The following is a 23638-nucleotide window of genomic DNA, read 5'->3' on the forward strand; positions in this document are numbered from 1 at the left end:
CTACTCGGTGAAAGCGATGGACGCGGCCATGATGCGGTGTACGGCGTACCGCCGTACTTCGCGCGCCGCCGTGTCATAGCCATAGAGGAATCCGCCCTCGATACGCGACGGCGCGACCAGCCTGGTCGACATTCGCGCGTTCTCGTCGACGTAATCGAGGCTGAGCTGTTCGTGATGTTCGACGGCTTCTTTCAGCAGCGCGAGCGTCGAGGACGTTGACGCCGCGGAGTCTGAGCGCGCGGCTTCGCTGGAGGCGGACGCGATGGTGCCGGTCCGCAGCCGATGCACGATGGCTTCAAGGTCGACATCCGTCAAAGTCTGTGGCCGACTGGCCCGTTCAACTCGCGGGCGGGCGCGGGGCGGATGCTCGATGGCCGCCTCGATCACGCCCAGGTCGTTCTCGTAGCTCGGTGTCACGCCGGCCGCATCCAGGGCACGCATCAGTTCGGCGGGCTCCGCAGTCGTCAACAGAACCGTCGGCGCAAGTCGGCGCAACCGCAGGTGTGACAACGCCGCGTGCGATTCCAGCAACTCGATGGTCGCCTCGTCATCGCAACGCAGGTACGCCGACGCCCCACCGACTCGCAACGCGCCATGTCGACGCGCTATGTCGTCCACGAGGTATGTCAGCGCCTGCGGCGCAGGCGTCATCGACCGCTCGGTCAGCAGCCGATGGACGTCGGCCGCCGACAGTCCGGCGTCGAATGCGCGGCGCAGCGACGAATCTGAAATCCGGAACACGGCAGCACCGCCCGCGGACTCCAGATCGGCGACCAGGTGCATATCGTGCGCCAACCCGGGGGAGAGCCGACCGGGCGCGATGGCGGTGAGATCCGGCTGCAGAATCACGGCGTCCACCGGCTCCGGTAGCGCCCGCAGCGCGGCGGCCGCGACATCCAACGCGTCATCCAAGAGCGCGCGACCCATCGACGTCAACGCCCCGCGGCCGGTCACGCCGAGCAACTCGGCCTCCTGCAGCGTGCTCTGGATATATGCATCGGCGCCGGGCCGGGCACGCCTCGGCCACCGCCACCGCATCAACTCAGTGACGGCGTCCAGATCGGCGATCCGACCGGCCCCGAGATCGCAGGCAGTCTGCAAAACCCGCCGGCGCAGGGCCCCGACGCCCACGCGCTTCGTCCCCTCCGACAATGCATGCACGCCGCCGTCGCCGTCCGCGAGCGAGGGCAGCTCGGACATCTGCAGCCACGCGCGCACCAGCACGCTCCACTGCTGCTCCACCGGCTCGTCGAGCCAGTCGTCATACTTCGCGGTCGGTAACCACACCGGCTCGTACGCCGAGGTCTGCGCGAGCAGTCCGGACGCATGCGTGAGGTGGAGCAGAAGATGGGTGGTGCTCTGATCGCAGCCCAACAGTTTCGTGAGTTTCTTTGCCTCTCTGGTGCCGATGCCGCCGGTGCGTAACACTCGCGGCTCCTCAACTACAACGAAGCGCAGCAACTCTGCGGTCAGGCGGGTGACCTCCAACAGGTTCGTCGCTCCGGCCCCATCCGCGTCCTCTATCGACAACGTGTCGGTCGCCGGCTGCGGCGGCTCAATCAGCGCCTGCCCCAACGCGGCGCTGCCGCGCACCGCCAGGCCCACTTCGCGCGGCAGCTCCAGGTGGCTAGGTCCGACGTACGCCAACAGGCCGTGCGCCAGTAGCCAGCGCACCGGCGGAGTGGCCTCGTCGGCGAGTTCGGGCAATTGGTCGGCATTCGTCAGCTCTCCCGCTGGGATCGCGCCAGAGAGGCGCTCCAACACGGCGCTAGCGCCCTCAGGCGCGGCAGCGATAAGCTCGGTCACCCACGCTCGGTTGCGCAGTCGTTCGCTGACTAAGGCCGTCGCGTTCGGTTGGGCGGCGTACGGCAGACGCAGATGGCGCATCACGGTTCGAATGTCGTCGTTGGGGTACGCGATGAACAGTTCCGCAGCGGGGCGTCCGAGCCCTCCGACGAACCGATTGCCGGCATCGCGCACCGCGGCAGCGACGTTCACGGCGTCCCGCTCGCCCCACACCAGCGCGAGATCCAACAACCGTTGCACCGCCTCGCTCACGTCCTCGCGGCGCGCATCGGCCATCATCGCCACGACGTCGTCCACGCTGGCCGGCGCTGGACCGAGCAGCAACCCGTCGAGTACCTGCAGTGTCCAGGTATCGAGTTCATCTAATGCCCGGCTGACTGAGATCCGCACCGATAACCGAGCCGCGAGCGAGGACATGTCCTGCGGCGGCGGGAAGGCGACGTCGGGGCGCGAACGAACCAGCTGTGTCAGGAACTCGTCGTCCTGACGGCTCAGCCAGTCGGCGAGCGTGCGGGGAGGTCTGCTGGTCATCGAATCCACGGTAGTACGCCGCTCGGCACCAGGCGGCGGGAAGACGGTAAGGTGTCGGCGGAATGTAAAATGGCGAATTCCGCCGTACCAGCCGCAGTGAGGGAGCCGTGATGGCCAAGGACGTCGTCCGCAGTGACAACGACGAGCTGACCACCCTGGAGCCGACCTGGCCCGGCGGTCCCGGGAACCACGCCGTCACCGAATTGCTTACCGATCGGCCCGGCCAGTCGTCGCCATTCGGCGACGACCTTAAGTTCCCGCTGCCGATCGCCGCGTTGGACTACGAGCACCCCACCGCTCGACCTAACCGGTAGCCGTGGCCGACCTCGTCGTCGGGTTCGATCTCGATATGACGCTGGTCGATTCCCGCCCCGGAATTTCCGCCGTACTCGAGCAGCTCAATGTTGCGCACGGCTACCGCATCGACGCGGACGCCGTGGTCTCGAAGCTTGGTCCGCCGTTGGCCGAGATGATCGCGCCGTACGTCGCCGAGGAGCACATTTCGCATGCGGTCGAGCAATACCGAACGCTGTACCCCAGCATCGCGATAGCGTCGACCGAACCGTTGCCCGGCGCCCGAGAAGCCTTGGCCTACGTGCGCGACGCCGGGCACCGGCTGCTGGTCCTGACGGGCAAGTTTGAATCGAATGCGCGCCTGCACCTCGACGCGCTCGACTTTCCGTATGACCGGCTCGTCGGCGCTCGATGGGCAGCCGGCAAGACCGAGGTGCTGCGGGAAGAGTCGGCGGCCGTCTATATCGGTGATCATGCCGGGGACATGCGATCAGCGAAGGACGCGGGAGCGATCGCTGTCGGGGTGCCCACCGGTGGGCTCAGCGCCGAGGAGTTACGCCTCGCCGGGGCGGACGTCGTTCTCGACTCGCTCCGGTCGTTGCCCGACTGGCTCCGCGACAACCTGTAACCGCCGCGCGCCGGCCTGATATGGCTAGGCTGGACGCGCGCAGAATCCGGCGCCGAGGCAGGCGCCGCAGTAATGAAGTGAGGACACCAAGTGCCAACCGGACGTGTGAAGTGGTACGACGCCGACAAGGGCTTCGGATTCGTGTCGCAAGATGGCGGCGGTGACGACGTCTTCGCCCCGAAGTCAGCGTTGCCGACCGGGGTCAACGAACTGAAGAAGGGTCAGCGCGTCGAATACGGCATCGCCGACGGCCGCCGGGGACCTCAGGTGCTCTCAATGCGGCTGCTCGATCGGACCCCGTCCGTGGTCGCCGCAACTCGGCGCAAGCCGGAGGAGCTCACTCCAATCGTCGAAGACCTGATCAAACTGCTCGACGATGTTTCTAACGGCCTACGCCGCGGCCGTTACCCGGACCGCTCGCACGGTACGAAGGTCGCCACGGTGCTGCGCGCGGTGGCCGACGACCTCGACGCGTAATTCGCCGTTCCGGCTATCTACCGATCCGGCTACCCGACGCGTGAGACCAGTAGCGTCCAGATCCCGGCGGAGCCCTGCGCGTTGCAGTCGGGGTCCTCGGGCAGCGCGATAATCACGAAGTACCGATTGGGTACGACGTCCGACGTGGTGAACCCATCGAACTCTCGCGCGGTACCGGCATCCACGTTGCCGATCTGCTCCAGCGGGACGGCGCCGGTGTCGGTATCGCTCACCGACCAGATCTGAATCGTCCAGCCGACGTCCGCGACCTGCTGCGGCACGCTGATTGCCACGGCCGTGTCCGGGGCCGCTTCGAGGGCTGCGGTCTTACTGTTCTCGTCCGCGAGCTGTGCCTCACCGTCCACGCAGTACAGCGTGGGGGTGAGGGTCGTGGTGGCGTTGCCGATCGCGACTTTGATCTCCGGACTGGCGTCGCTGGTATCGCTACAGGCGGACAGCAGCATGCTGAGCGCGAGGAACAGGGCGAAAATCCATCCGCGGCGATAGCCGGAATGTGCTGACGTCACGCATCCTCGTTTCGTGGTCGATCGTTGCGCGGTGATGGTGGCGGCCGCAGTCCGGCGGCGCGGAAGTCCGGTAGTGCTTTCGTACGTCGGGCGTCCGGCGCGGGCGTGCTCAACCAATTGTCGTCCGATGGCGCTGGTGCCCCCTCAGCCACGGGCCGTTGGCGCTGCGGCCGCTGCCGCTCAGGCAGCGGTTCGCCGGACCCCGGGCGCTGGCCGTCGGCGCGGGGTGTTACATCCGATCCGCGAGGCGGTGCCGAGCGGCGGCGCGGGCGACCGCGCGGCGCCTCAGCGTCCTTGTCGCGTCGATTGCGGCCGATCGCGAACCGAGTGTTGGAGCGGACCTTCGGCTGTACGGCGGCCTGTTGCGCGCCGGTCTGATGCGCCTTGTGCCTCGCCCATAAGGTGAGCCCGAACGCGACCGACATCAGCACTGTCGCCACCGTCCAACCCACCCACAACTGTCCCTCGGAGGTAGGCAAGAGGATGCCGACGGTGCCACCGAACACCCACGCGAGCTGCAGCATCGTCTCGCTCCGGCTGAACGCCGAGGAACGGAAGTCTTCGGGAATTTCGCGCTGAATGATCGCGTCCAGCCCGATCTTGCCGAGTGCCGACAGGATGGCGGCGATCAGCGCGACGATGATCGAGATCACCACACCGGGGGTCACCGCGGCGAAGATGCTGCAGGCGACGAGCACGCCGCTAGCAATAAGGACCAGCCGGTCCGGTGAGGTCGTCGCGAAGCGAGTGCCCAGCGAGACACCGATCAGGGATCCCACACCGGCGGCGGCGCCGAGCGCGCCTAGGGCCACCAGACCGCTGAACCCTTCGATCGTGGACTGGATGTAGAAGACCATGAAGAACGTGAGGAACCCGCCGAGGAACTTCTGCACGCTGCTGGAGCGCAGGGCGGTGACCACATGGGTGCCGAGCACGATCCGCACACCCGAGGAGGTCTTGCGCTCACGGGACCCGCCGTCGCCGCGGGCGCTCATCGCGACCTTGCCCTCACCCTGGTCGGTGTCGACCCGCGCGGGTAGCCGCATCGCGAGCCACGCGCCGAGTAGGAACACGAGCGCGCCGACGATCAATTCGATCGTGAAGCCGAGCGTTGCTTCCTCGTCGCCGGACGGCTCAAAGAAGTTGAATACGTTCATCAACGCCACGCCGATGCCGCCGAGGGCGCCCGCGCCGCACACTCCGAACACATTGAGGCGGGAGTTCGCTGTCACCAGGGGCATGTCATCCGGTAAGACACGGGGGACCACGGCCGCGCGCAGCACGTTGAAGGCGCGCGAGAACACCAGCAAAAGCAGCGCGCAGATATACAGCACCACGGTGGAGTCGGTATTGACCGCCAGCAGGTAGCACAGCACGGCACGTAGCGCGTACGTCGCAGCGATGGCGACGCGTCGTCCTCGATCAATCCGATCGAGCAGGGGGCCGATGACCGGGGCGATCACCGCGAATGGCGCGACCGTGACCAATAAGTACAGGGCAACGTTGCTGCGCTGCTGTTCGCCCGGCGCGGCAAAGAACAGCGTGGCCGCCAGATAGACGGTGACGAACGCATCGCCGCCCATGCTGAGCGCGTTCGACCAGATCAGTGTGCGCAGCCCGGTCTTCTCCGCGCCGTCCGCCCTGGAGACGTCGTCGATGCGCCGCGCAGTGGTCTTGGTGAACACGCGGGTTGCTTCCAACATCCGCGCGCCGCGGCCGGTTCCTGTCCTGGCCTCGGTGGGGTGGGACTCGCGCGGAAAATCGTCGGGGGTGCTGCGGCCACGCTCGGCTGGGCCACGCTCGGCCCGTCCACGGTATGCGGAGTCGCGGCGGGATCGATTGCCGCCGGCCGGAGGTTCGCCAGCGCCGTACGACTCGCGAGGGGAGCCAGACGAACGCTCACCGCCGCCAGCGGGAGGGAAGCCAGGCAAGGTCATGGTCTCCATACTCTCTCAGTTGGTCGACAATGTCCGCGATACCCCGGCTGCGGCGTCGGATCGCGTGAGGGACAATGGCCACATGCAGACCGCGCCAGAGCAGCACCCCGCAGCCGATAACCCCGTCGACGAGGTGCTCGCGGCGGCGATCGATGTGGCGCGCCAGGCGCTGATCGAGGACGTCCCGGTCGCAATGGTCGGCGCTCATTTGGGTGTGAACCCCGAATCAACGAGTTCAGGTCACGCACTCACGCACCGATTCGTCGCGACGCTACCGGGGTACGTCGGCTGGTACTGGGCGATCAGCCTGTCGCGGACGCTTGATGATGAGCGGATCACGATCAACGAGGTAGTGCTGCTGCCCGGCGACGGCTCGATCCGACTCGAACCATGGGTGCCGTGGGCGCAGCGGATTCGCCCAGACGATCTGCACCCGGGCGATCTCGTGCCCACTGACCCCGCGGACGACCGGTTGGTGCCGGGGTACACGCTCAGTGACGATCCACAAGTTGAGGCCGTTGCGACGGAACTCGGCCTGGGCCGCGAACGAGTGCTATCGCGGGACGGCCGCTTGGACGCGGCCGCGCGATGGGGTAACGGCCCGCACTCGTCGACGGCCGCGATGGCGCGGCATGCACCTGCGCACTGCGGTACCTGCGGGTTCTACCTCCCGTTGGGCGGCTCAATGCAGGGCCTGTTTGGTGCCTGCGCCAACGAAGTCTCCCCGGCTGACGCCCACGTGGTCGCCGCCGACTTCGGATGTGGGGCACATTCGGATGCCACGCGCGACCTGGAACTGCAATTGGCCAAGCGACGCCCGCTGATCTACAACACGCGCGCGGTCGATGTGACCACTTTGCCGCGCGGCGGCACCCTGTCGGCCGAACGACGCGCGATCGCCGTCGCCACCCTCGCCGCCGTACGCCTGGACGCCGAACAGCGGCGCAGTCGCGCGAAGCGAATGATGAGTGCGGCGCAGGTGATCAGCGCCGTACGGCTCGCGTTCGCGGAGCGCCAGAAGGCGCCAACCGCCTCAAGCACTCACTAGTTAGGGCGCTTTCTGCCAGGCCATGACCGCCTGGCCCAGGACGCCGAGCACGGCGCCTGCGATAGCCGTCCAGAGCCACAGTCCGTCCGACTGATCGCGAAGTGATGGTACGAGCGCGATGACGACCGCTGCCAGCGCAAACAATGCCGTCCCGACCCGCGTGATCACGCGGGTGTCTAACTGGACCGGTTCGGGTGCAGGGCGCAGCGGATTGGACACGTGCCTACCTTAGTCGAGCGCGGAACGAGTTGGGCCGTCTGGATTGTGGGCGAGGTATGGGCTCCGGTAAGTTCGCGGCGTTAACTTGACGCGGCGGTAACCGCCGCGGTGTGGAAGGAATCCGATGAGCGAGCGTGTCACTGGCTCTGAAACCGCCGAGGTCGCCGGCGGTAAACCGCGTAACGGTCTGGACCGTTACTTCGAGATCACCAAGCGCGGTTCGACTCTCGGGCGTGAGGTTCGTGGCGGGCTGACCACGTTCTTCACCATGGCGTACATCATCGTGCTGAACCCGATCATTCTTGCGGGGATCGCCGATGTGACTGGCCAGGAGCTCCCGTTCGCGGCGGTCGCCTCGACGACGGCGCTGGTCGCCGCGGTGATGACGATCCTGATGGGGGTCGTCGGCAAGTTTCCCCTGGCGCTGGCCGCCGGGCTCGGTATCAACGCGCAGGTGGCCGCGCTCGCGCAGTTCCAGTTGCCGTGGCAGCAGATCATGGGCCTCGTGGTCCTCGAGGGCATTCTCATCACGCTGCTGGTGGTGACCGGATTCCGTACAGCGGTCTTTAACGCGATCCCACACCAACTCAAGATCGCGATCTCCGTGGGTATCGGCCTGTTCTTGACGTTCATCGGCCTGAAGGACGCCGGATTCACCCAGGCGCACGAGACAGGTGCGCCGGTGCTGATGGGCCAGTTCGGCGAGCTCAAGGGCTGGCCGGTATTGGTGTTCGTCGTCGGCGTCCTGCTGATGGCGGTGCTGTACGCGAAGAAGGTTCGCGGATCGATCCTGATCGCTATCGTCGTCACCACGGTGCTCGCGATCGTCGTGGAGAAGATCGCGAAGGTCGGGCCGGTGGTCGGCGCCGATGGTGTGGTGAACCCGACGGGCTGGCGATTGAACACTCCGGCGGTGCCTTCGGAGGTGGTCGCCTTACCGGACTTGTCGATCATGGGTGACGTCGACCTGTTTGGTGCCTTCGAGGCGTCCGCGATCGGTGCACTGCTGATCATCTTCACGCTCATGCTCGCGGATTTCTTCGACACGATGGGTACGACGGTCGCGGTCGCCAGCGAAGGCAAGATGCTCAAGGACGACGGCACCGTGGAAAACATCGACCGGATCCTGCTGGTCGATTCGCTAGCCGCAGTCGCCGGTGGCGCCTCCAGCGTTTCCTCCAGTACGACGTTCATCGAATCCTCCGCCGGCGTCGCCGAGGGCGCGCGGACCGGATTTGCTTCGGTGATCACCGGGCTGATGTTCGTCGTCGCGATGTTCTTCGCGCCGATCGTGAATATCGTGCCGAGCGAAGCGGCCGCGCCGGCGCTGATCATCGTCGGCGCACTGATGATCATGCAGGTCAAAGAACTCGACCTGCACAATTTCACCGACGTAATGCCGATCTTCCTGACGATCGCGCTGATGCCGTTCACGTACTCGATCACCAACGGTATCGGCGCCGGCTTCATCGCCTGGGTGCTGCTGCGGGTGGTCACCAAGCGCGCCCGCGAGATTCATTGGTTGATGTGGGTGATCACGGCGTTGTTCGTGATCTACTTCGCGATCGACCCGATCCGTCAGCTCATCGGCTGATCGTCCATGGACTGCGGTGGCGTTCAGGGAGTATGAATCCGCAACTGTTTTGCTAATCTAAGTAGTTGTGAGCACTCCAATGAGTACCGGCCCAGACCTGGCGGCCATTCTGCGCGTGGCGACCACCCGGACGATGCGTCAACTGCGGGCGGTCGGCGCGCATCGCATCACCCTGACTCAGTTGTCGGCAATGGCCAGCATCAACCTGGCCGGAGAGTTGACGCTCGGCGAACTTGCCGCACGTGAGCGGGTCCAGCCGCCGTCGATGACCCGAGTGATCACCACGCTGTACGACCACGGGCTCGTGAGTCGAAAGTCCGATCCCAGCGATGGCCGGCAGGTGCTGGTGAGCCTGACCGAGGACGGGCGCAAGATCCTGCAAGAAGAGGCGCAAACCCGGGAGGCGTGGCTAGCCGAAAAGATCGGCACGCTTTCCGAGGAGGAGAAGCAGACGCTCATGCGCGCCAGCGACATCCTGCTGCGGCTCATCGGGGAGTGAGCGGCTCACGCTCGAGTCGGCGCGACTCGGGCATGTTCCGCTCACTGCGACACCGTAATTATCGGCTGTACTTCACCGGTTCGATCCTGTCGAATACCGGGACCTGGATGCAGCGTATCGCTCAGGACTGGCTCGTTCTCGAACTGACCGGCCAGGACGCGATCGCGCTCGGCACGGTGACCTTCCTACAGTTCGTGCCGACCCTATTTCTGGGGATGTACGGCGGCGTACTCGCCGATCGGCTGCAAAAACGAAGTGTGCTGCGGGTGACTCAGTTCGTGGTCGCGATTTCGGCCGCCGTACTCGGCGTCCTGATCCTCGGAGACGTCGTCGCATTGTGGCATGTCTATGCAATGGCGCTTCTACTGGGGTGCGCGAATGCGATCGAGGCGCCGTCGCGGACGTCGTTCGCCAGCGAACTCGTGCCGACCGAGGATGTGGTGAACGCCGTCGGGCTGAACTCGTCGTCATTCAACGCTGCCCGACTGATCGGCCCCGCGATCTCTGGGGTGCTGATCGGCTGGATCGGCATCGGGCCAGTATTCCTCATCAACGCCGCCTCGAGTCTGTGGATCATCGTGCTGCTGACGATGATCGATACGAGCAAGTTGTATGACACCCACCAGGCCAGCCGCGAGCCGGGCCAGATCCGCGCGGCCCTGCGTTATGTGCGCTCGCGGGCGGACCTGATGGTGATGATAGGGCTGGCTACCGCGGTGTCGTTGTTTGGGCTGAACCTGCAAGTGATGATCCCGCTGATCTCCACCCACGTGTTCCACCGAGGCGCCGCGGAGTACGGTCTGCTGGCCTCCGCGCTGGCTCTCGGCACGCTCAGCGGAGCGTTATTGGCAGCGCGGCGCTCCACGCAGCCGCGGCTGCGGTTTCTCATTACGACCGCGCTGCTGTTCGGGCTCGCGGAGGTGGCGATCGCCTGGATCGGTAACTACTGGGTGTTCGCCCTGCTGTTGATCCCGACCGGGATCGTCAGCCTCGCTTTCTTGGTGTCCGCGAATGCGACCGTGCAGTTGTCGGTGGATTCGAGCACCCGCGGTCGGGTGATGGCGCTCTACTTCATGGCGCTGATGGGCGCGGGGGCGTTCGGCTCACCTCTGGTCGGTTGGATGACGGATATGTGGGGCATCCAATACGCGTTCATGATTTCCGGACTGTTGACCGCGGCGTCCGCCGTGCTGGCCGCGTGGCTATTGGCTCGCCGCGAGGGTGGGCTACAGGTCGAGCTCAGTCGGACCAGCCCGCGGCTTCAAGTCCGAATAGGCAGCGAGAGAATGATTCCGTATCGACGAGAACCCATGGAGGAAGTTACGTGACGTACCGGTTGGACCGTGCATTTGGCCTGGAGCGACGCGCCGACCGCGTGCTGCACCAGTCCCGGATCGACGACGCTTGGAACTTCGGCGGAAAGTTCGTTAACGGAGGCTACTTGCAAGGCGTCGCCGCGGCAGCGGTCGGCGCGGTCATTGACCCGTCACTGGACCACCTCGCGGTGTCGACGGTGTTCTCCTCACAAGTGACGCCCGGACCGCTGGATATCGACGTCGACGTCGCCCGGGTGGGCCGCCGGATCAGTAGCGGAATCGCCCGTCTGGTGCAGGACGGCGAGACGCGAGTCTCTTCACTGGTCACCCTCGGCCAATTGCCGCACGACCTCAGCGGGGTCAAGGCCGATCTGCCGATGCCTGATATGCCGTCGATGGCCGACTGCCCCGATCCGCGCCAGTCGAAGGAATCCAAGGCGCTGGGTGAGATGGCCGACGTACTCGATATGAGGTTTGTACCCGGGCGCGGATTTACGCCCGGTAGACCGACCGGTGACGAGATGTATGTCTGGCTACGGTTCCGGGACGGCCGACCGCTGGACACGCTGGCGCTGATCGCCTTCTCCGATATCGCGCCGCCGCTGGCGTTCGCGCTAGGGGAGTTCGGTTGGGCACCGACGTTGCAGATGCAGGTCACCACGTACGCGAAGCCCGTCGGTGACACTGTGTTGATGCGGATCCATGGGCGGCCGTACGGCGGCACGATGTTCGGTTGTGAAGAGGTCGACCTCTGGGACAGCCGCGGAACGATCGTGGCGCGTGGACGCCAGATCGCGATGCCTCCGCAGCCGACCCGTGATGACCACGGCAAGACCGGCCACTAGTGCCCTTTGGTGGCAACCATTCGCCCGTTTCTCTCTTTTGGTCGATGGCCGGGTGGATCACAGGTGGGTAGCTAACTCGGGTGGGTGAGTACTGATGGCGTCGATATCCGTCACCGATCCCGCAGACTCGCGGCTCGATGACTACCGCGACCTGACGAACGCGGACCGTCGCCCCGATCGACCGGGTGGGCGCGGGCTGGTGATAGCCGAGGGCGTCCCGGTGGTCGAGCGGTTGATCGCGTCGCCGTACCCGGTTCGCTCGGTGATGGGTGTGGCAGCGAAGACGGCACATTTGGAGCCGGTATTGCGCGCGGCCGCCCTCGACGTGCCCGTGTACACCGTTCCCGTCGACGTGATGGATTCCGTCGTCGGATTTCACCTGAACCGCGGGGTGCTGGCGTGCGCTGATCGTGCCGCGATGCCGTCATTCGCCGATCTAATGTCCATGTCCACGCGGCTGCTGGTGCTTGAGGGCGTTGGCGATCACGAAAACCTAGGATCGCTGTTTCGCAATGCCGCGGCCTTCGGCGTTGACGCCGTCGTGCTGGGCCCGAGGTGCTCTGATCCGCTGTATCGCCGCGCGGTGCGGGTATCGATGGGGAATGTACTGCGGGTGCCGTTCTGTACCGTCGACGCCGGCGACTGGCCGGATGCGTTGTTTGAGCTGCGCGCTGGCGGATTCGAGGTACTGGCGACGACGCCCGCGCCGCCGGCTGTGCGGCTATCGGCGCTGGATCCCGCGATGCCCAAAGTGGCGGTGATGGTGGGGTCGGAGGGGCCCGGACTCACCCCCGTGGCGCTGGGAGCCGCGAGTCGCGCGGTGCGGATACCGATGGCGGATGGGGTGGACTCGTTGAACGTGGCGACCGCCGCAGCCGTGGTACTCGCGCACTTTGCCAAGGTCGATTAATAGCCGCCGCCGTCGGACGATTGGCCGCGAGGAACTAGCACGTGCAGACGTCGCGGGTCGGGATCGGTGCTTGCGCTGCCGCTACTTCCGCTTCTTCACGCCAAACACGATGTCGTCCCAGCTGGGAATGCGGGGCTTCTTGTCGCCCTTCGGTGTCGCTGCGGCCGGCTGTTCGGAATCGTCAGCTTCCGGCATCGAGGCGGGCGGCTCATCCTCGTCCTCAGGCGTAGCCGGTGCCTGCGCGAAAAGACCCTGATCTTCGACGTCATCGTCGGTGAGCTCGGGACGGCGTGAGGCGTTACCGAGATGTCCGGGGTCGACCGCGTCATCGAACTCCTCGGCAAGAAACAGCTCATCCAGGCTCAGATCCTGCGGGTCGCGAGTGGCGGCGGCACGTCGTGCCGGACGAGGTTTCGCCGCGCTGTCGTCGCGCGGGCGCTGCAGCGGGATAGGGGCCGCAGCACTCCGTTCGTCGTCCAGCGAAGGATCGTCAGTCGGCACGGGCACGGCGGCCAGACGAGGTTTCGGCTCGATCAACTCGATGGTGTCTTTGGAGCCGGGGTAGATGATGCTGTTCTGCATGTCGTATCGCCAGTGCGCCGTGATGGTGCGGTCATCGGCGACCCACGTGGACGTGACCTCCCACTGTCCCGACTCGAGGCGACGGGCATCCCAGTCGATCGTGGTGTCTTCGATGGCGCGCACGAGGAGGCGACTTTCGATCAGCTCGGCGAGTGTCGGTGGGTGCGCCGACCCAGAGTCTTCGATCTTCACCCGAGCGGACTGGGCGCGGACCGCGACCTGGGCACGTTCCTGTAGGACGGGATGCGCATAAGTCATGACGCGCTCGATCCGGACTCCGGCAGCAGCGGCCACGGTGTCCGGAGTCTCGCCGGCGCGGATACGCGCCTGGATTTCACGGGGGCGCAATTGGGATTCGATCTCGATCTCGATCTGCCCGAGCCGACTGAGGTCGCCACGGGCAGCGGCGCGGAGGCGGTCGTCAAGAGCCAGCAGGAAGCGCTCGCCGTTGTCGATCGCTTCCGGTACGTCAGGGGCAAGGACAAGGTTCTTGCCGTCCTCTGACAACGCGATAAAGCGAAGTGGGCGCATCCTTTGGGGTCCTCCTCCTCGGTTGCGAGTCGTATCAGGCGTTCTTTTAGCGTACGCGAGGTGATGTGCTCGAACGGGCTGCCGCGCCGGGCTCGGCAGCGGGTCATCGATCGAGTGTGTGCGCAGCACACAGAGTGCTAACGCCGCCTGTACTGCCGCGCGCCGGATCGGTTTTGGCGGCAGATGGTGCACCAACTACGGTGCAAGATCTGCCGCCAAAACGTCAGCCGACGTGGTTGTTCTCCCGCAAGCGGGCGTCGGGGCCGATTACAGCTTCGCCACGACGTAGTCGATACATGCGGTGAGGGCTTCGACGTCCGAGGGCGGCGTCGAGACGAACAGACCAACCCTCAACTGGTTGCGATCCAGTCCACGGTACGGTTCGGTGTCCAGGATCCCGTTGGCGCGCAGCGTGGCCGCGACGGCCTTCGCATCCACCGAATCGTCGAGGTCGATGGTGCCGATCACGGGCGAACGTAGTGCCGGCTCTCGCACGAACGGCGTGGCGTACGACGACCCCTCGGCCCAGTCGTACAGCGCCTTTGCGTTCGCGGTCACCCGCGAGGTAATCCAAGGCTGCCCGCCCTGACGGATCAGCCAATCGATTTGGTGCGCCAACATGAACAGCGTGTAGACCGACGGCGTGTTGTACGTCTGATCCTTACGCGAGTTCTCCAGCGCAAGCTGCAGATTCAGCGACGGCGGAACGTACCGATCGGATTTGGTCATCCGCGCTATCCGTTCGATAGCGGCCGGTGACATCGCAGCGATCCAGAGGCCGCCCTCGCCGGCGAAACCTTTCTGCGGTGCGAAGTAGTAGCAATCGGTCTGCGATAGATCCACGGGCAAGCCAGCCGCCGCGGACGTCGCGTCGATGACGGTGAGCGCGCCCGGTGCCCCGGCCACTCGCTGAACCGGGACGCATACGCCGGTGGAGGTCTCATTCTGGGCCCAGCAGTAGGTGTCGACGTCTGCTTGCGGGCTGGGGGTGGACGCCGACCCAGGCTCGGCTTCAATGACGGTCGGTTCGGCGAGGTAGGGGGCGAGCGCTACCGCCTTCGCGAACTTCCCACCGAATTCACCAAACGCCAGGTGCTGGCTCTTGTGCTCGATCATCGAGCAGATAGCGCTATCCCAGAAGTACGTCGACCCGCCATTACCGAGCACGATTTCGTAACCCTCGGGGGCATCGAGCAATTCGCGCAATCCATGCCTGATCAGGCCGACAAGTCCCTTCACCCCTGCCTGTCGGTGCGACGTTCCGATGTACGACGGCGCGACCTGGCCGAAGTCATCCAGCGCCTCGAACCTGGTGCGGCTGGGGCCACTGCCGAATCGCCCGTCCTCGGGAAGGAGGCTGTCGGGGATCTGGATCTCGTTCATGCGTACGCTCTCGCTCGTCGGATAACCACATCAAGGGTATTGCGCGGCGTCGCTACGCTGACCGGCAGGGAGGAACAGATCATGAGCGAGCGGGAGTTCGACGTACGCCACGATCGGATCAGGTACGAGTTGCCGCGCCTCGGTGAGTTGGGACTTGATGCCGACCCGATAAGTGTCTTCGGTGCCTGGCTCGATGCGGCCGCTGCCGCGGGAGTCGGCGAACCGAATGCGATGGTGCTCGCGACCGCCGGCGTGGACGGTCGGCCCCGTGCGCGCACCGTGCTGCTGCGCGGGTACGACGAGACCGGCTTCAGCTTCTTCACAAATTACGAGTCGACGAAGGGCCGCCACCTCGCCGAGAACCCCTGGGCGAGCGTCTGCTTCAGTTGGCTCGCGATCCACCGACAGGTCATCATCTCCGGCGCCGTGCAGAAGCTGCGGGATGACGAATCCGACGCGTACTTCGCATCGCGGCCGGTGGAGTCACAGATCGCCAGCGCGCTGAGCCCACAATCGAGCGTCATCGACGCGATCGAGCCGATCGAAGCGAGGATGCTTCGCGAACAACGCGAGCACCCCGACGGGATACCGCGCCCGCCGCATTGGGGCGGATACCGCATCGTTCCGGAACTGATCGAGCTGTGGCAGGGCAACGTCGGGCGCCTGCACGACCGATTTCGATTCCGCCGCGAAGGCGGCCAGTGGCTACGTGAACGGCTCGCTCCGTGACCGAGGAGTCCACTACCGGCGAGCCCGCTAACGACCAACCTGCCGCGGAACACGGAGCAAATGTGCGGGCCGCCTCGCCGGCGAAGGTCAGCAGGTTCAGCCGCGTCACGATGGATACCCGACCGTTCAAATATCGGCAGTTCCGGCTGATCTTCTGGGGAAATATCCTCACGCAGGTCGGCGCGCAAATGACCATCGTCGCGGTTGCGGCGCAGGTATTCGCGCTCACCAACAGCAGTGCGATGGTCGGTTACACGAGCCTGTGGGTGCTCGTCCCGCTCATTGTGTTCGGTCTGCTTGGCGGCGCGCTCGCCGATACTGTGGATCGCCGCAAACTCGTCATCGTTGCCACCGTGCTCACCGCGATCACCAGCGTGTTGCTGTACCTGCAGGCGATCCTGGAACTCAACAATGTCTGGATAATCTGGGTTCTTGCCGCCGTACAGTCGGCGGCGGCTGCCATGTACCGACCCGCGCGTTCGGCCATGTTGCCGCGGTTGATTCCCGAAGAACTCATCCCCGCCGCGAACACCATTTCCTCCAGCACGATGTCCGGCGCGATGATCATCGGCCCGCTGATCGCCGGGTTCATCGTTGATTTCGCCGGAGTGAACTGGGCCTATCTGGCCGAGGCGGGACTGCTGCTGCTGGCGCTGCTATCGCTGGTCGGGCTTATCCCGATGCCGGCGTCCGCTGACACCGGCGGTAAGCACCCGTTCGTCACCGCGTTCAGCGACACGATCGCGGGCTTCCGCTACCTGCGCACGCAACCGCTGTTGTCGATGCAGTACGTCGTCGACCTGATCGCGATGGTGTTCGGCTGGCCGTTGGCGGTGTTCCCGGCACTCGCTGATGGCCGCTTCGGGGATGGATCGTTGGGGTGGTTGTACGCCGGGGCCTCCATCGGAGCAGTGCTCGCTGGACTATTCTCCGGCTGGATCTCACACATCAAGCGGCACGGCGCCACGATCATCATCTCGGTCGCGATCTGGGGTACCGCCATCGCGGTATTTGCCTTCACCCAAGATCTGGTTCTTGGCTTGATCTGCCTCGCCGCGGCCGGCGCCGCCGACTTGGTCAGTGCTTCGCTGCGGATGACGATGCTGCAAGTGCTCACCCCGGACGAGATGCGCGGGCGGATGCAAGGCGTGTTCATGGTCGTCGTCGCCGGCGGGCCACGTCTCGGCGACGTCCGCCTTGGCATCATGGCGAGCATGTTCACCCCGACGGTCGCGCTGGCCTCCGGCGGCGCGATCATCGTGCTGTTGATGGTCGTCATCGCACTCACCTTCGGCGCGCTGTGGCGCTACCGGCCGCGCGGTGCCTCCGGGACGGCCACGACCTGACTGTCGCCGATCTGCGTCTCGGACGGTGGGGCGGAGGTCGATGCCGATCCTCACCGCAGGGATTTCCCTCGGCGAGCGCCCTTGCCGCGGTTAAGTGAACGAGGTCCACGTGGTTTCGGCGTCGATCAGCCAATGGTTACGCAGGGTAAGTGCGCGCTCGGTCGCAGCGAGGATGCCCGCCACCAGCAAGGTGACGTTCAACCACCCCGGAGGCTGGATAGGAGAGGTGAATGTGCCGAGGTGATCAGCCACGAACGGAATCCGCGTGATCAATTCCGCTGCCTGCGGCACCATCAGCACCAGCCCGATGAGCAATATCAGTATCGCGAGCGCGCCAATGAGTCGGCTGACCCGCGGATAACGACGTCCGAAGCGGGCACGCAGCCCCTCGGCTGAACGAGGGTGTGGGCGCAAGGTGCGCGCTGGCCCGTCCTCAGCGGGGACGTAGTGCATCCGGGTGAGGCCGTAGAGTCCAGTGGCGACCTCGACCGCTCCACCGGGCACCTCGAAGGTGACCGGCGAGTTCGCGATGTGCAGCTGCTGACCGTCGCGATAGAAGGAGATCGGTGCGTGCCGCGTTCCGGTGGCGAGTTTGCCGCCCTCGAGCGGGGAGGCGAGGTAGCGCACGTCCACGACGTAGGCGGTGTCTCGCCCGAGCTGGTGATCGGGGTCAAGGACGAACTGGGTGCGAACCAAGGTCTGCCACCAGCGCAGCGGCTTCAGCGGGCTGCCGTCGCCGGGTTTGGCGCGGTCGAGCTGTCGCTGTCGGCGCAGTCGCCGGAACATGATCCTCCCTGGCTGGGCGGCGCGCTGGCCGCCGGACTCGGTCTCCTCCATCTCACCTGAGCGCACCGGTCGGGTGCCAGTGAGATCTGTCATCACCTCAGCGCCCAAGGCGCTGCGGCTTCAGGTCGCGCATGCCTCAGAAGGTCGACAGCCCCAGCGCCGCGCGGAACGCGATCTTGTTGGCTGCGCCATCGCGCGGCGGGAGCACCCGCTCCTGCTCTGAGGCATCGACCAGCACCCGCGCGAACACCGGCCCGGCCATCGCCGCGGCAGCATCGGCCAGCGACCCGGCATGAGTGAGGTGATCACACCTACGCACATCGGCGATCCCGCACGCCGCGGCGACCGCGGCCAGGTCCGTCGCATGACCCGCGTGGCTGCGTTGCCCGCCGGTCTCGCCGTACAACCCGTTGTCCAGGACGACGATCGTCAGGTTCGCCGGCTGCTGCACCCCGACGGTCGCCAGCGATCCAATGCCCATCAACTGCTCGCCGTCGCCGGTGAGGACGACGACCGGGCGCCGGGGCTGGGCCAACGCGAGCCCCAGCCCCATCGGGACCGCGCCGCCCATCGCGCCCCACAGGTAGAAGTTGCCGGGCCGTTCGCCCGCCGCAAACAGGTCGTACGTCGGTGAGCCGAGCCCGCTGATCACCAAGGCGTCTGACTCGAGTCCGGCAACGAAGGCGTGCACGAACGCCCGCCGGTCCACCCGCGCGCTCATTCGGTCGTCCACTTCTTGCGTCCGATCAGTCGTTGCGAAAGTAGGACGGCGACCCGCTCGTTCGCCTGGTAGGCCGCGCTCGCGGCCGCGTCGACGACGTCCGCCACTTCATCGTCGCGCTCAGCGCGCAGCACCGTCAGGCCCATCGCTTGCAGCACCGGTTGCGTCGCGCGGCTCATCGGGGTCTGCCATGGGTTGAACTCGGCGAACTCGCCGCGCATCGTCACCAACGTGAGAAAGGGGAACTGTCCCGAGGTCAACAGCGAGAACATGTTGATGCAGTTTCCGACCCCGCTGCTTTGCATCAACAATGCGGCGCGTTGACCGCCCAGCCACGCGCCGCAGGCCAATGCGACGCCTTCTTCCTCGGTGCTGAGCACGACATCGCGCACGTCCGCGTCCTGCTGCGCGCGGGCGATGAGGTGTGCGTGCCCCGCATCGGGCACGTACCCGACTTGGGTGACATCAGCAGCACGCAGTACTTGATAGACCTGCTCCGGCCATGGACGCGACATCGAACTCCTCGGGTCGTTACGTGACCCGCTTACGCAATTGGTCCGCCGTACGTAGCGAGTTCCGAACGACCTGATGGTAGAGCCCCATCGGTTGCGCAGCGCGCAGGTTGGCTCGCCGCTCGGCCTCGGCGAGCTCGTCGAGCGTCACTTCGGCACCGCCTTGCCAGCCCGCGGAGTCCCGGTGATCGGGCCGCGCGAAGAACGATGTGATTGCGCCGAACGACGACGATCCCGCGTCCTGCATCAGTAGGTGGCCTTCGGCACCGGCGGCGAACATTCGCGCATTCGGCAGGTGTGCGGTCATCAGCTCGGCGTTGAACACCGGGATGATCGGGTCATCCGTGCCATGCACGACGAGCGTTGGTGTCTGAACTGTGTGCAGCCACCGCAGCGAGGTGAACAATTGGCACGCGATTAATTGGCTGTAGTACGTGATCGGGTGCGGACGGTACAGCTTGCGCACGTGGGACGTGTACTCCATCCACGCGGGGTCGCGTTCGATCTCACCGCCGGCCAGGAATCGATTCGTCCACTTATAGAACCGCTTCGAGTAGTAGCGCAGCGGCGTAGCGAGCGCGAACATCGCAGAGGGATAGCCGGGCACCATGCCCACACCGGGTGCGGTAGCGACCAGCGCCAACCGGCGGATCCGGTCGGGGTGTGCGTGGGTGAGTTGCTGGGCGACCATACCGCCGAATGAATAGCCGAGGACGTCCACCTGCGCGTAGCCGAGGTCGTCGATGATCTTCAGCGCAAGCTCGGCGAACGCCGGGATCGTCTGTGGCACACCGGCGACATGGGATCGACCGAGACCGGGGAAGTCGAAGGTGATGACCTCGTTGTCCCCAAGGGCGGCGACGAGCGGGTCCCACATCCGCTGGTGCGCCCCGAGACCGTGGATCAACAAGACCGGATGGCCGGTGCCGGGATAGCGGCTCACGGCCATCTCGACCGCGCCAGCGATCACCCGTTGGGTGGTGCGTTCGCGTTCTGGCACCGGGCGCTGCGGCGAACTTTGCGGATGCACGTCCGTCCTCGGAGTCATCACAGGGCATCACCTACGTCGAGGCCGATGAGGTGGGCCGCAGCCCAGTTCTCCTCGATCCGATTGGTCATCATGATCAGGTCGTGCAGGTCGCCATCTTGGGTCTTGATAAATCCCCGCAACAGCGCTTCGCCCTCAAATCCGAGCTTGCCGAACATGCCGAGCGTCGCGGTGTGCTCGGCCGTGACTTCCACGAAGACATGCGTGAGCCCCTCAGCGATGGCGGCGCCGAGGGCAGCGCGTGCCAACCCGGAGGCCACCTTTTGGCGTCGGTACGCCGGATCGACCATCAACGTGATCTCACCGGTGTGCGCCGACTGGCCACGCCCGCGCCGTACGCCGATCATTCCGCGGACGGCGCCCTCGGCGGTGACGTCAAGCAGCCGCAGTGGATCCGCGGTCTTCGCCCACGCCGAAGCGAGGTCAGCATCGGCGTCCTCAGTCTTGCTGAACGCGCGCTCTGCTTCCGGGATGCTGCGCAGGTACGTCGCGATCGCGTCGGCATCGCTCGGCAGGCAGGTGCGGATCGTCATCGCGCGGCCTCAAGGACGGGAGTGCTGTGCGCATCGAAGAAGTTCGTGATCGACGGGATCGTGATCTTCTTGGCGGTGCCGCCGAGGACGAGACCGACGTGTCCGGTCGGCAACACGACCTCGTCGTAGATGTCCTCGCGAACGAGATGACGCAGCGGGTAGGAGACCGCTGGCGGGATCAGGTCGTCGCGTTCGGCGATCACCGACAGTATTGGGATGTCGATGGAGCCCAGGTCGACTGGCTTGTTATTGACGCGAGCGGTGCCGTTCACGAAGCCGTTACCGCGTAGGAAGTCGGACACGAACTGCCGAAACGCCACGCCTGGGAAGTTGACGTGATCGCGTACCCAGTTCGCCATGACCGCGTGCGCCTCGACAGCGCCGGACGCGGGGTCGCTGGCGAGTTTCTGCCACAGCCCGACGGCGTTCGCCACGTCGTACGTCGGGGTACGCACCGCCATACTTCGGTAGATCATGTCGGCTGGTACGAAGCCCTCGTCGTTGATGATGTCCTTGGGGTTGAAGGACCCGTCGGCGAACGGTTGGGTGTGTACCGGCATATGCCGGAAATCGACCGGTGCCGCGAGGGTGACCAGCGACCTGATCGGCGAGTTGCCGCGGCTGCCTTGGTACATCAGCCCGAAGATCGCGCCGAAGCAGTAGGCGATCACGTGAATATCGCGGCTGCCGCTGTCCTTCTGGACCAACTTGAACGCGCGGGGTAGGTAGAAGTCGATGTACGTCTCCATCGAGTTCTCCGATTCGTCCTGATCGGGTTGACCCCAGTCGACGACATACACGTCATAACCTGCCTCGCCGAGCTGCCCGACGAAACTCTTGCCGGGCATTAGATCGAGTACATATGAGCGGCTGACCAGTCCGAGGAAGACCACGATGGGCTCGCGGTAGCGCTTGTTCTTGCTCGAGTACTTCCAGAGCTTGACCTTCTCCCGGCTGCCGACCAGCACTCGCGGTGTCGGGTTGAGGCCTTCGGAGCGCTCGGTCCTGAGATAGGTGACGGTATTGCGCGCGCGTCTCGAGGCTGCGGTGAGTTCCTGGCGCAGCGCGCCGAACACATCTGGCGGACCGAATGTGCGCGTCATGTCAGTCTCCTTCGGTGACGCTTGAATCGGACTGGGTGGTCCGCGCGGGCGCGGGCTTGGATCTTTTCGCCGGTGCGGACTTCTTCGCCGGTGGCGCTTTCATCGGTTTCATGGGCGCTGGGCGGCTGCGGTGCGCAGGGTCTGAAGGTGTGTCGCGTTCTTCGATGGCCTCGAGTTGTATAGATACCTCGCGCAACTGCTGCTGAACGCGGTTGAGTTGGCGTGCGATATCGCGGGTGTCCTTGAGCGTGCTCAGGCCGACGAAGTGCAGCGAGCGGTTCACCACGCCGTAGATCTGTCGCTGCACTCCCTTGCGAACCTTCGCCGTCACGGTGATCAGGTTGGCGAATTCGCGCGTGTCGATCGCTTTTTCCAGTGGTTCTCCGACCGCGCGCTCGGCCTTGTTGAACGCCTGGCGCCACGCCGGCGTGCCGTTATCAGTCATCTCGTTCCCACCTCGCTCGTTGCTTCGTGATGCGGGCCCGGCGACCCGGGCCAACGGTGTGGTGCGAATCACTTTGTCTCTACGAGGGGAACAGTAGCCCAGCCGGAGGTGCCGACCGAATCCAGGGGTGCCGCTGGTCGGTGCCTGCCTTACGTCCTGGTGACGTGCAGGTAGATTCGCGGTACGACCGTCATTCGCGAGTGTGGGCGGCGTCCGAAAAGGCCCGCATTCGGAACCATCCCGTGGACCGACGGCTCGTAATCAATGCACAACCTGACTCGTGCGCTGTCCATCCAGATGGACGACGCACGTACATGACCCCCGCAGGTTCGTCCGGCGGGGTTAACCACCGATACGGAGCGCGATAATGAGCGACGATATGAACCCGGACTTCGGGCTCGACGGACCCACGGAGGGGACGGTTGACGGGTCCGAGAGTTACACCGCCGGCTTTGATGACACCAGTGCATTCGGGATGTCTGAGTTCGACCCGGGCAGCGCCGGAACTGACACCGACCCGGGGGCTGAATCCGACCACGGCGACACTGATACCGACACCGATCCTTCTGATTCCGACACCGATTCGACAGATTCCGATACTGATCCATCGGATTCCGATGCGGGCACTACCGAGACCGACTATCCAACTGACGAACCCGACGATTCGGATGATTCAGGCGAGGGCGATAGTTGGTCCCGCGATACCTCGACCGTCTCGTCGTCCGATTCGGACGATGAGGGCGCCGGCGATGACGCCTCGACCGACGAATCTTCTGATGAGGCGACCACTGACGAGGCGACGACTGGGGAGGGCTCTACCGAATCGCCGTCCGACGGCGGTGCAGCCCAGGACGAACCGTCAGATACGGCCGGCACGAGCGGCGATTCGTCCGCCGAGAGTCAGGGCAGCGAGCCGAGCGATGGTTCGACCACAGCCACGGATGAGGCCACCGAGGAGTCCTCGTCGTCCGCAGACACCCAGGCTGCCGACTTGACCGTCACCATCGACGGTGAGGACATCGCCGTAGGTGAACCAACTCTCGACATCACCGGCGATGGGGTCGCCGACACGGTCGTGGTCGAGAGTGAGGGGAACGTCGAGTACTACGTCGACACCGACCAGGACGGCGTTGCCGACCAGATCATCGTGCTGGACGAGAACGACGGCACCCTGGTCAACCATGAGGTCTATGACCCGGGCACCGGGACCTGGACGAACGTGACCGAGGAGTCGGCGGGCGGCGCATAAGGCGCCCGCACCACGAAGGCCGGTGAAACCTAGCGGTTT

General features: G+C 65.4%; 25 protein-coding genes. 12 read left to right on the forward strand and 13 right to left on the reverse strand.

Translation table 11 applies throughout. The features are described from left to right. Positions 1–2337: a helicase-associated domain-containing protein gene (locus E1H16_RS17835; protein ID WP_134325282.1), complete on the reverse strand. Its 2337-nt coding sequence runs from the start codon at positions 2335–2337 to the stop codon at positions 1–3. A gap of 110 nt (positions 2338–2447) precedes the next feature. Here E1H16_RS17835 and E1H16_RS17840 point away from each other — a divergent pair, with 110 nt between their 5' ends. From E1H16_RS17840 to E1H16_RS19090, 3 genes are all read left to right on the forward strand, one after another. Next, the gene (locus tag E1H16_RS17840) at positions 2448–2651 is read left to right on the forward strand and encodes a hypothetical protein (RefSeq protein WP_134325283.1); all 204 of its coding nucleotides are present in this window, start codon (positions 2448–2450) and stop codon (positions 2649–2651) included. Between the two features lie 2 nt (positions 2652–2653). Further along, positions 2654–3259: an HAD family hydrolase gene (locus E1H16_RS17845; RefSeq protein WP_243837893.1), complete on the forward strand. Its 606-nt coding sequence runs from the start codon at positions 2654–2656 to the stop codon at positions 3257–3259. A 90-nt stretch (positions 3260–3349) separates the two neighbouring features. Continuing rightward, positions 3350–3736 (forward strand): cold-shock protein, encoded by a 387-nt coding sequence (locus E1H16_RS19090; protein ID WP_134325284.1) that lies wholly within the window; start codon positions 3350–3352, stop codon positions 3734–3736. Between the two features lie 29 nt (positions 3737–3765). Here the strand turns inward: E1H16_RS19090 and E1H16_RS17855 are convergent, their stop codons facing one another. Continuing rightward, the gene (locus E1H16_RS17855) at positions 3766–4263 is read right to left on the reverse strand and encodes a DUF2771 family protein (protein WP_134325285.1); all 498 of its coding nucleotides are present in this window, start codon (positions 4261–4263) and stop codon (positions 3766–3768) included. Next, positions 4260–6200 (reverse strand): MFS transporter, encoded by a 1941-nt coding sequence (locus tag E1H16_RS17860; protein WP_166741835.1) that lies wholly within the window; start codon positions 6198–6200, stop codon positions 4260–4262. Before E1H16_RS17860 ends, E1H16_RS17855 begins: the two co-directional genes overlap by 4 nt. Before the next feature lie 82 nt (positions 6201–6282). On the opposite strand from E1H16_RS17860, the gene E1H16_RS17865 reads away from it, so the two are divergent. Beyond that, on the forward strand, positions 6283–7248 hold the full coding sequence (locus E1H16_RS17865) for a DUF3027 domain-containing protein (protein WP_134325287.1): 966 nt from the start codon (positions 6283–6285) through the stop codon (positions 7246–7248). Here the strand turns inward: E1H16_RS17865 and E1H16_RS17870 are convergent, their stop codons facing one another. After that, entirely contained in the window at positions 7249–7467 is a 219-nt protein-coding gene (locus tag E1H16_RS17870) for a DUF2530 domain-containing protein (RefSeq protein ID WP_208379155.1), read from the reverse strand. A gap of 124 nt (positions 7468–7591) precedes the next feature. Between E1H16_RS17870 and E1H16_RS17875 the strand changes: the two genes are divergently transcribed. The 5 genes from E1H16_RS17875 (at position 7592) to E1H16_RS17895 (ending at position 12631) form a co-directional block, all read left to right on the forward strand. Next, a complete protein-coding gene (locus E1H16_RS17875) occupies positions 7592–9061 on the forward strand; it encodes an NCS2 family permease (protein WP_134325288.1) in 1470 nt (489 codons plus the stop codon). A gap of 67 nt (positions 9062–9128) precedes the next feature. Further along, positions 9129–9560 carry a MarR family winged helix-turn-helix transcriptional regulator gene (locus E1H16_RS17880; RefSeq protein WP_208379156.1) on the forward strand — a complete coding sequence of 144 codons (432 nt, stop codon included), beginning with the start codon at positions 9129–9131 and terminating at the stop codon, positions 9558–9560. Beyond that, the gene (locus E1H16_RS17885) at positions 9557–10888 is read left to right on the forward strand and encodes an MFS transporter (RefSeq protein ID WP_134325289.1); all 1332 of its coding nucleotides are present in this window, start codon (positions 9557–9559) and stop codon (positions 10886–10888) included. The genes E1H16_RS17880 and E1H16_RS17885 overlap by 4 nt, the downstream gene beginning before the upstream one ends. Beyond that, on the forward strand, positions 10885–11721 hold the full coding sequence (locus tag E1H16_RS17890) for a thioesterase family protein (RefSeq protein WP_166741836.1): 837 nt from the start codon (positions 10885–10887) through the stop codon (positions 11719–11721). Before E1H16_RS17885 ends, E1H16_RS17890 begins: the two co-directional genes overlap by 4 nt. 94 nt (positions 11722–11815) lie before the next feature. Continuing rightward, entirely contained in the window at positions 11816–12631 is an 816-nt protein-coding gene (locus tag E1H16_RS17895) for a TrmH family RNA methyltransferase (RefSeq protein WP_208379157.1), read from the forward strand. Positions 12632–12712: 81 nt separating this feature from the next. Here E1H16_RS17895 and sepH read toward each other — a convergent pair whose 3' ends face one another. Beyond that, positions 12713–13744: a septation protein SepH gene (sepH, locus tag E1H16_RS17900; protein WP_134325292.1), complete on the reverse strand. Its 1032-nt coding sequence runs from the start codon at positions 13742–13744 to the stop codon at positions 12713–12715. 267 nt (positions 13745–14011) lie between these two features. Next, positions 14012–15127: a phosphoserine transaminase gene (gene serC / locus E1H16_RS17905; protein WP_134325293.1), complete on the reverse strand. Its 1116-nt coding sequence runs from the start codon at positions 15125–15127 to the stop codon at positions 14012–14014. An 81-nt stretch (positions 15128–15208) separates the two neighbouring features. On the opposite strand from serC, the gene pdxH reads away from it, so the two are divergent. Both pdxH and E1H16_RS17915 read left to right on the forward strand, forming a co-directional pair. Continuing rightward, positions 15209–15856, forward strand: coding sequence for a pyridoxamine 5'-phosphate oxidase (gene pdxH / locus E1H16_RS17910; RefSeq protein WP_134325294.1), 648 nt, complete (start codon positions 15209–15211; stop codon positions 15854–15856). Next, the gene (locus E1H16_RS17915; protein ID WP_134325295.1) at positions 15853–17202 is read left to right on the forward strand and encodes an MFS transporter; all 1350 of its coding nucleotides are present in this window, start codon (positions 15853–15855) and stop codon (positions 17200–17202) included. Before pdxH ends, E1H16_RS17915 begins: the two co-directional genes overlap by 4 nt. 90 nt (positions 17203–17292) lie before the next feature. On the opposite strand, the gene E1H16_RS17920 is transcribed toward E1H16_RS17915, so the two are convergent. Genes E1H16_RS17920 through E1H16_RS17950 form a run of 7 tightly spaced genes read right to left on the reverse strand, consistent with a single transcriptional unit; the run spans position 17293 to position 22350 of the window. Further along, entirely contained in the window at positions 17293–18081 is a 789-nt protein-coding gene (locus E1H16_RS17920; protein ID WP_208379158.1) for a hypothetical protein, read from the reverse strand. A 43-nt stretch (positions 18082–18124) separates the two neighbouring features. Further along, complete coding sequence (locus tag E1H16_RS17925; RefSeq protein WP_134325296.1) at positions 18125–18709, reverse strand: thiamine pyrophosphate-dependent enzyme; 585 nt, start codon at positions 18707–18709, stop codon at positions 18125–18127. Continuing rightward, a complete protein-coding gene (locus E1H16_RS17930) occupies positions 18706–19224 on the reverse strand; it encodes a phosphonopyruvate decarboxylase (RefSeq protein WP_134325297.1) in 519 nt (172 codons plus the stop codon). The genes E1H16_RS17925 and E1H16_RS17930 overlap by 4 nt, the downstream gene beginning before the upstream one ends. 16 nt (positions 19225–19240) lie before the next feature. Next, complete coding sequence (locus E1H16_RS17935) at positions 19241–20269, reverse strand: alpha/beta fold hydrolase (RefSeq protein ID WP_134325298.1); 1029 nt, start codon at positions 20267–20269, stop codon at positions 19241–19243. After that, complete coding sequence (locus tag E1H16_RS17940) at positions 20269–20802, reverse strand: GNAT family N-acetyltransferase (RefSeq protein ID WP_134325299.1); 534 nt, start codon at positions 20800–20802, stop codon at positions 20269–20271. The genes E1H16_RS17935 and E1H16_RS17940 overlap by 1 nt, the downstream gene beginning before the upstream one ends. Continuing rightward, positions 20799–21905, reverse strand: a complete 1107-nt coding sequence (locus tag E1H16_RS17945) for an alpha/beta fold hydrolase (protein ID WP_134325300.1) — start codon at positions 21903–21905, stop codon at positions 20799–20801. Before E1H16_RS17945 ends, E1H16_RS17940 begins: the two co-directional genes overlap by 4 nt. 1 nt (position 21906) lies before the next feature. Then, entirely contained in the window at positions 21907–22350 is a 444-nt protein-coding gene (locus tag E1H16_RS17950) for a hypothetical protein (RefSeq protein WP_134325301.1), read from the reverse strand. 367 nt (positions 22351–22717) lie between these two features. Here E1H16_RS17950 and E1H16_RS17955 point away from each other — a divergent pair, with 367 nt between their 5' ends. After that, positions 22718–23599, forward strand: a complete 882-nt coding sequence (locus E1H16_RS17955; RefSeq protein ID WP_134325302.1) for a DUF6802 family protein — start codon at positions 22718–22720, stop codon at positions 23597–23599. Positions 23600–23638: the final 39 nt, after the last annotated feature.

Origin of the sequence: Cumulibacter soli, assembly GCF_004382795.1 — a bacterium.
Taxonomy (GTDB): domain Bacteria; phylum Actinomycetota; class Actinomycetes; order Mycobacteriales; family Antricoccaceae; genus Cumulibacter; species Cumulibacter soli.

Bases quoted from the DNA above. Each gene is read 5' to 3' on its own strand.
- E1H16_RS17865 (WP_134325287.1), top strand. From the start codon at position 6,283: ATGCAGACCGCGCCAGAGCAGCACCCCGCAGCCGATAACCCCGTCGAC.
- E1H16_RS17940 (WP_134325299.1), bottom strand. From the start codon at position 20,802: ATGACGATCCGCACCTGCCTGCCGAGCGATGCCGACGCGATCGCGACG.
- E1H16_RS17895 (WP_208379157.1), top strand. From the start codon at position 11,816: ATGGCGTCGATATCCGTCACCGATCCCGCAGACTCGCGGCTCGATGAC.
- E1H16_RS17925 (WP_134325296.1), bottom strand. From the start codon at position 18,709: ATGAGCGCGCGGGTGGACCGGCGGGCGTTCGTGCACGCCTTCGTTGCC.
- E1H16_RS17935 (WP_134325298.1), bottom strand. From the start codon at position 20,269: ATGACTCCGAGGACGGACGTGCATCCGCAAAGTTCGCCGCAGCGCCCG.
- E1H16_RS17945 (WP_134325300.1), bottom strand. From the start codon at position 21,905: ATGACGCGCACATTCGGTCCGCCAGATGTGTTCGGCGCGCTGCGCCAG.
- E1H16_RS17930 (WP_134325297.1), bottom strand. From the start codon at position 19,224: ATGTCGCGTCCATGGCCGGAGCAGGTCTATCAAGTACTGCGTGCTGCT.
- sepH (WP_134325292.1), bottom strand. From the start codon at position 13,744: ATGCGCCCACTTCGCTTTATCGCGTTGTCAGAGGACGGCAAGAACCTT.
- E1H16_RS17920 (WP_208379158.1), bottom strand. From the start codon at position 18,081: ATGACAGATCTCACTGGCACCCGACCGGTGCGCTCAGGTGAGATGGAG.
- serC (WP_134325293.1), bottom strand. From the start codon at position 15,127: ATGAACGAGATCCAGATCCCCGACAGCCTCCTTCCCGAGGACGGGCGA.
- E1H16_RS17875 (WP_134325288.1), top strand. From the start codon at position 7,592: ATGAGCGAGCGTGTCACTGGCTCTGAAACCGCCGAGGTCGCCGGCGGT.
- E1H16_RS17835 (WP_134325282.1), bottom strand. From the start codon at position 2,337: ATGACCAGCAGACCTCCCCGCACGCTCGCCGACTGGCTGAGCCGTCAG.
- E1H16_RS17840 (WP_134325283.1), top strand. From the start codon at position 2,448: ATGGCCAAGGACGTCGTCCGCAGTGACAACGACGAGCTGACCACCCTG.
- E1H16_RS17955 (WP_134325302.1), top strand. From the start codon at position 22,718: ATGAGCGACGATATGAACCCGGACTTCGGGCTCGACGGACCCACGGAG.
- E1H16_RS17860 (WP_166741835.1), bottom strand. From the start codon at position 6,200: ATGACCTTGCCTGGCTTCCCTCCCGCTGGCGGCGGTGAGCGTTCGTCT.
- pdxH (WP_134325294.1), top strand. From the start codon at position 15,209: ATGAGCGAGCGGGAGTTCGACGTACGCCACGATCGGATCAGGTACGAG.
- E1H16_RS17950 (WP_134325301.1), bottom strand. From the start codon at position 22,350: ATGACTGATAACGGCACGCCGGCGTGGCGCCAGGCGTTCAACAAGGCC.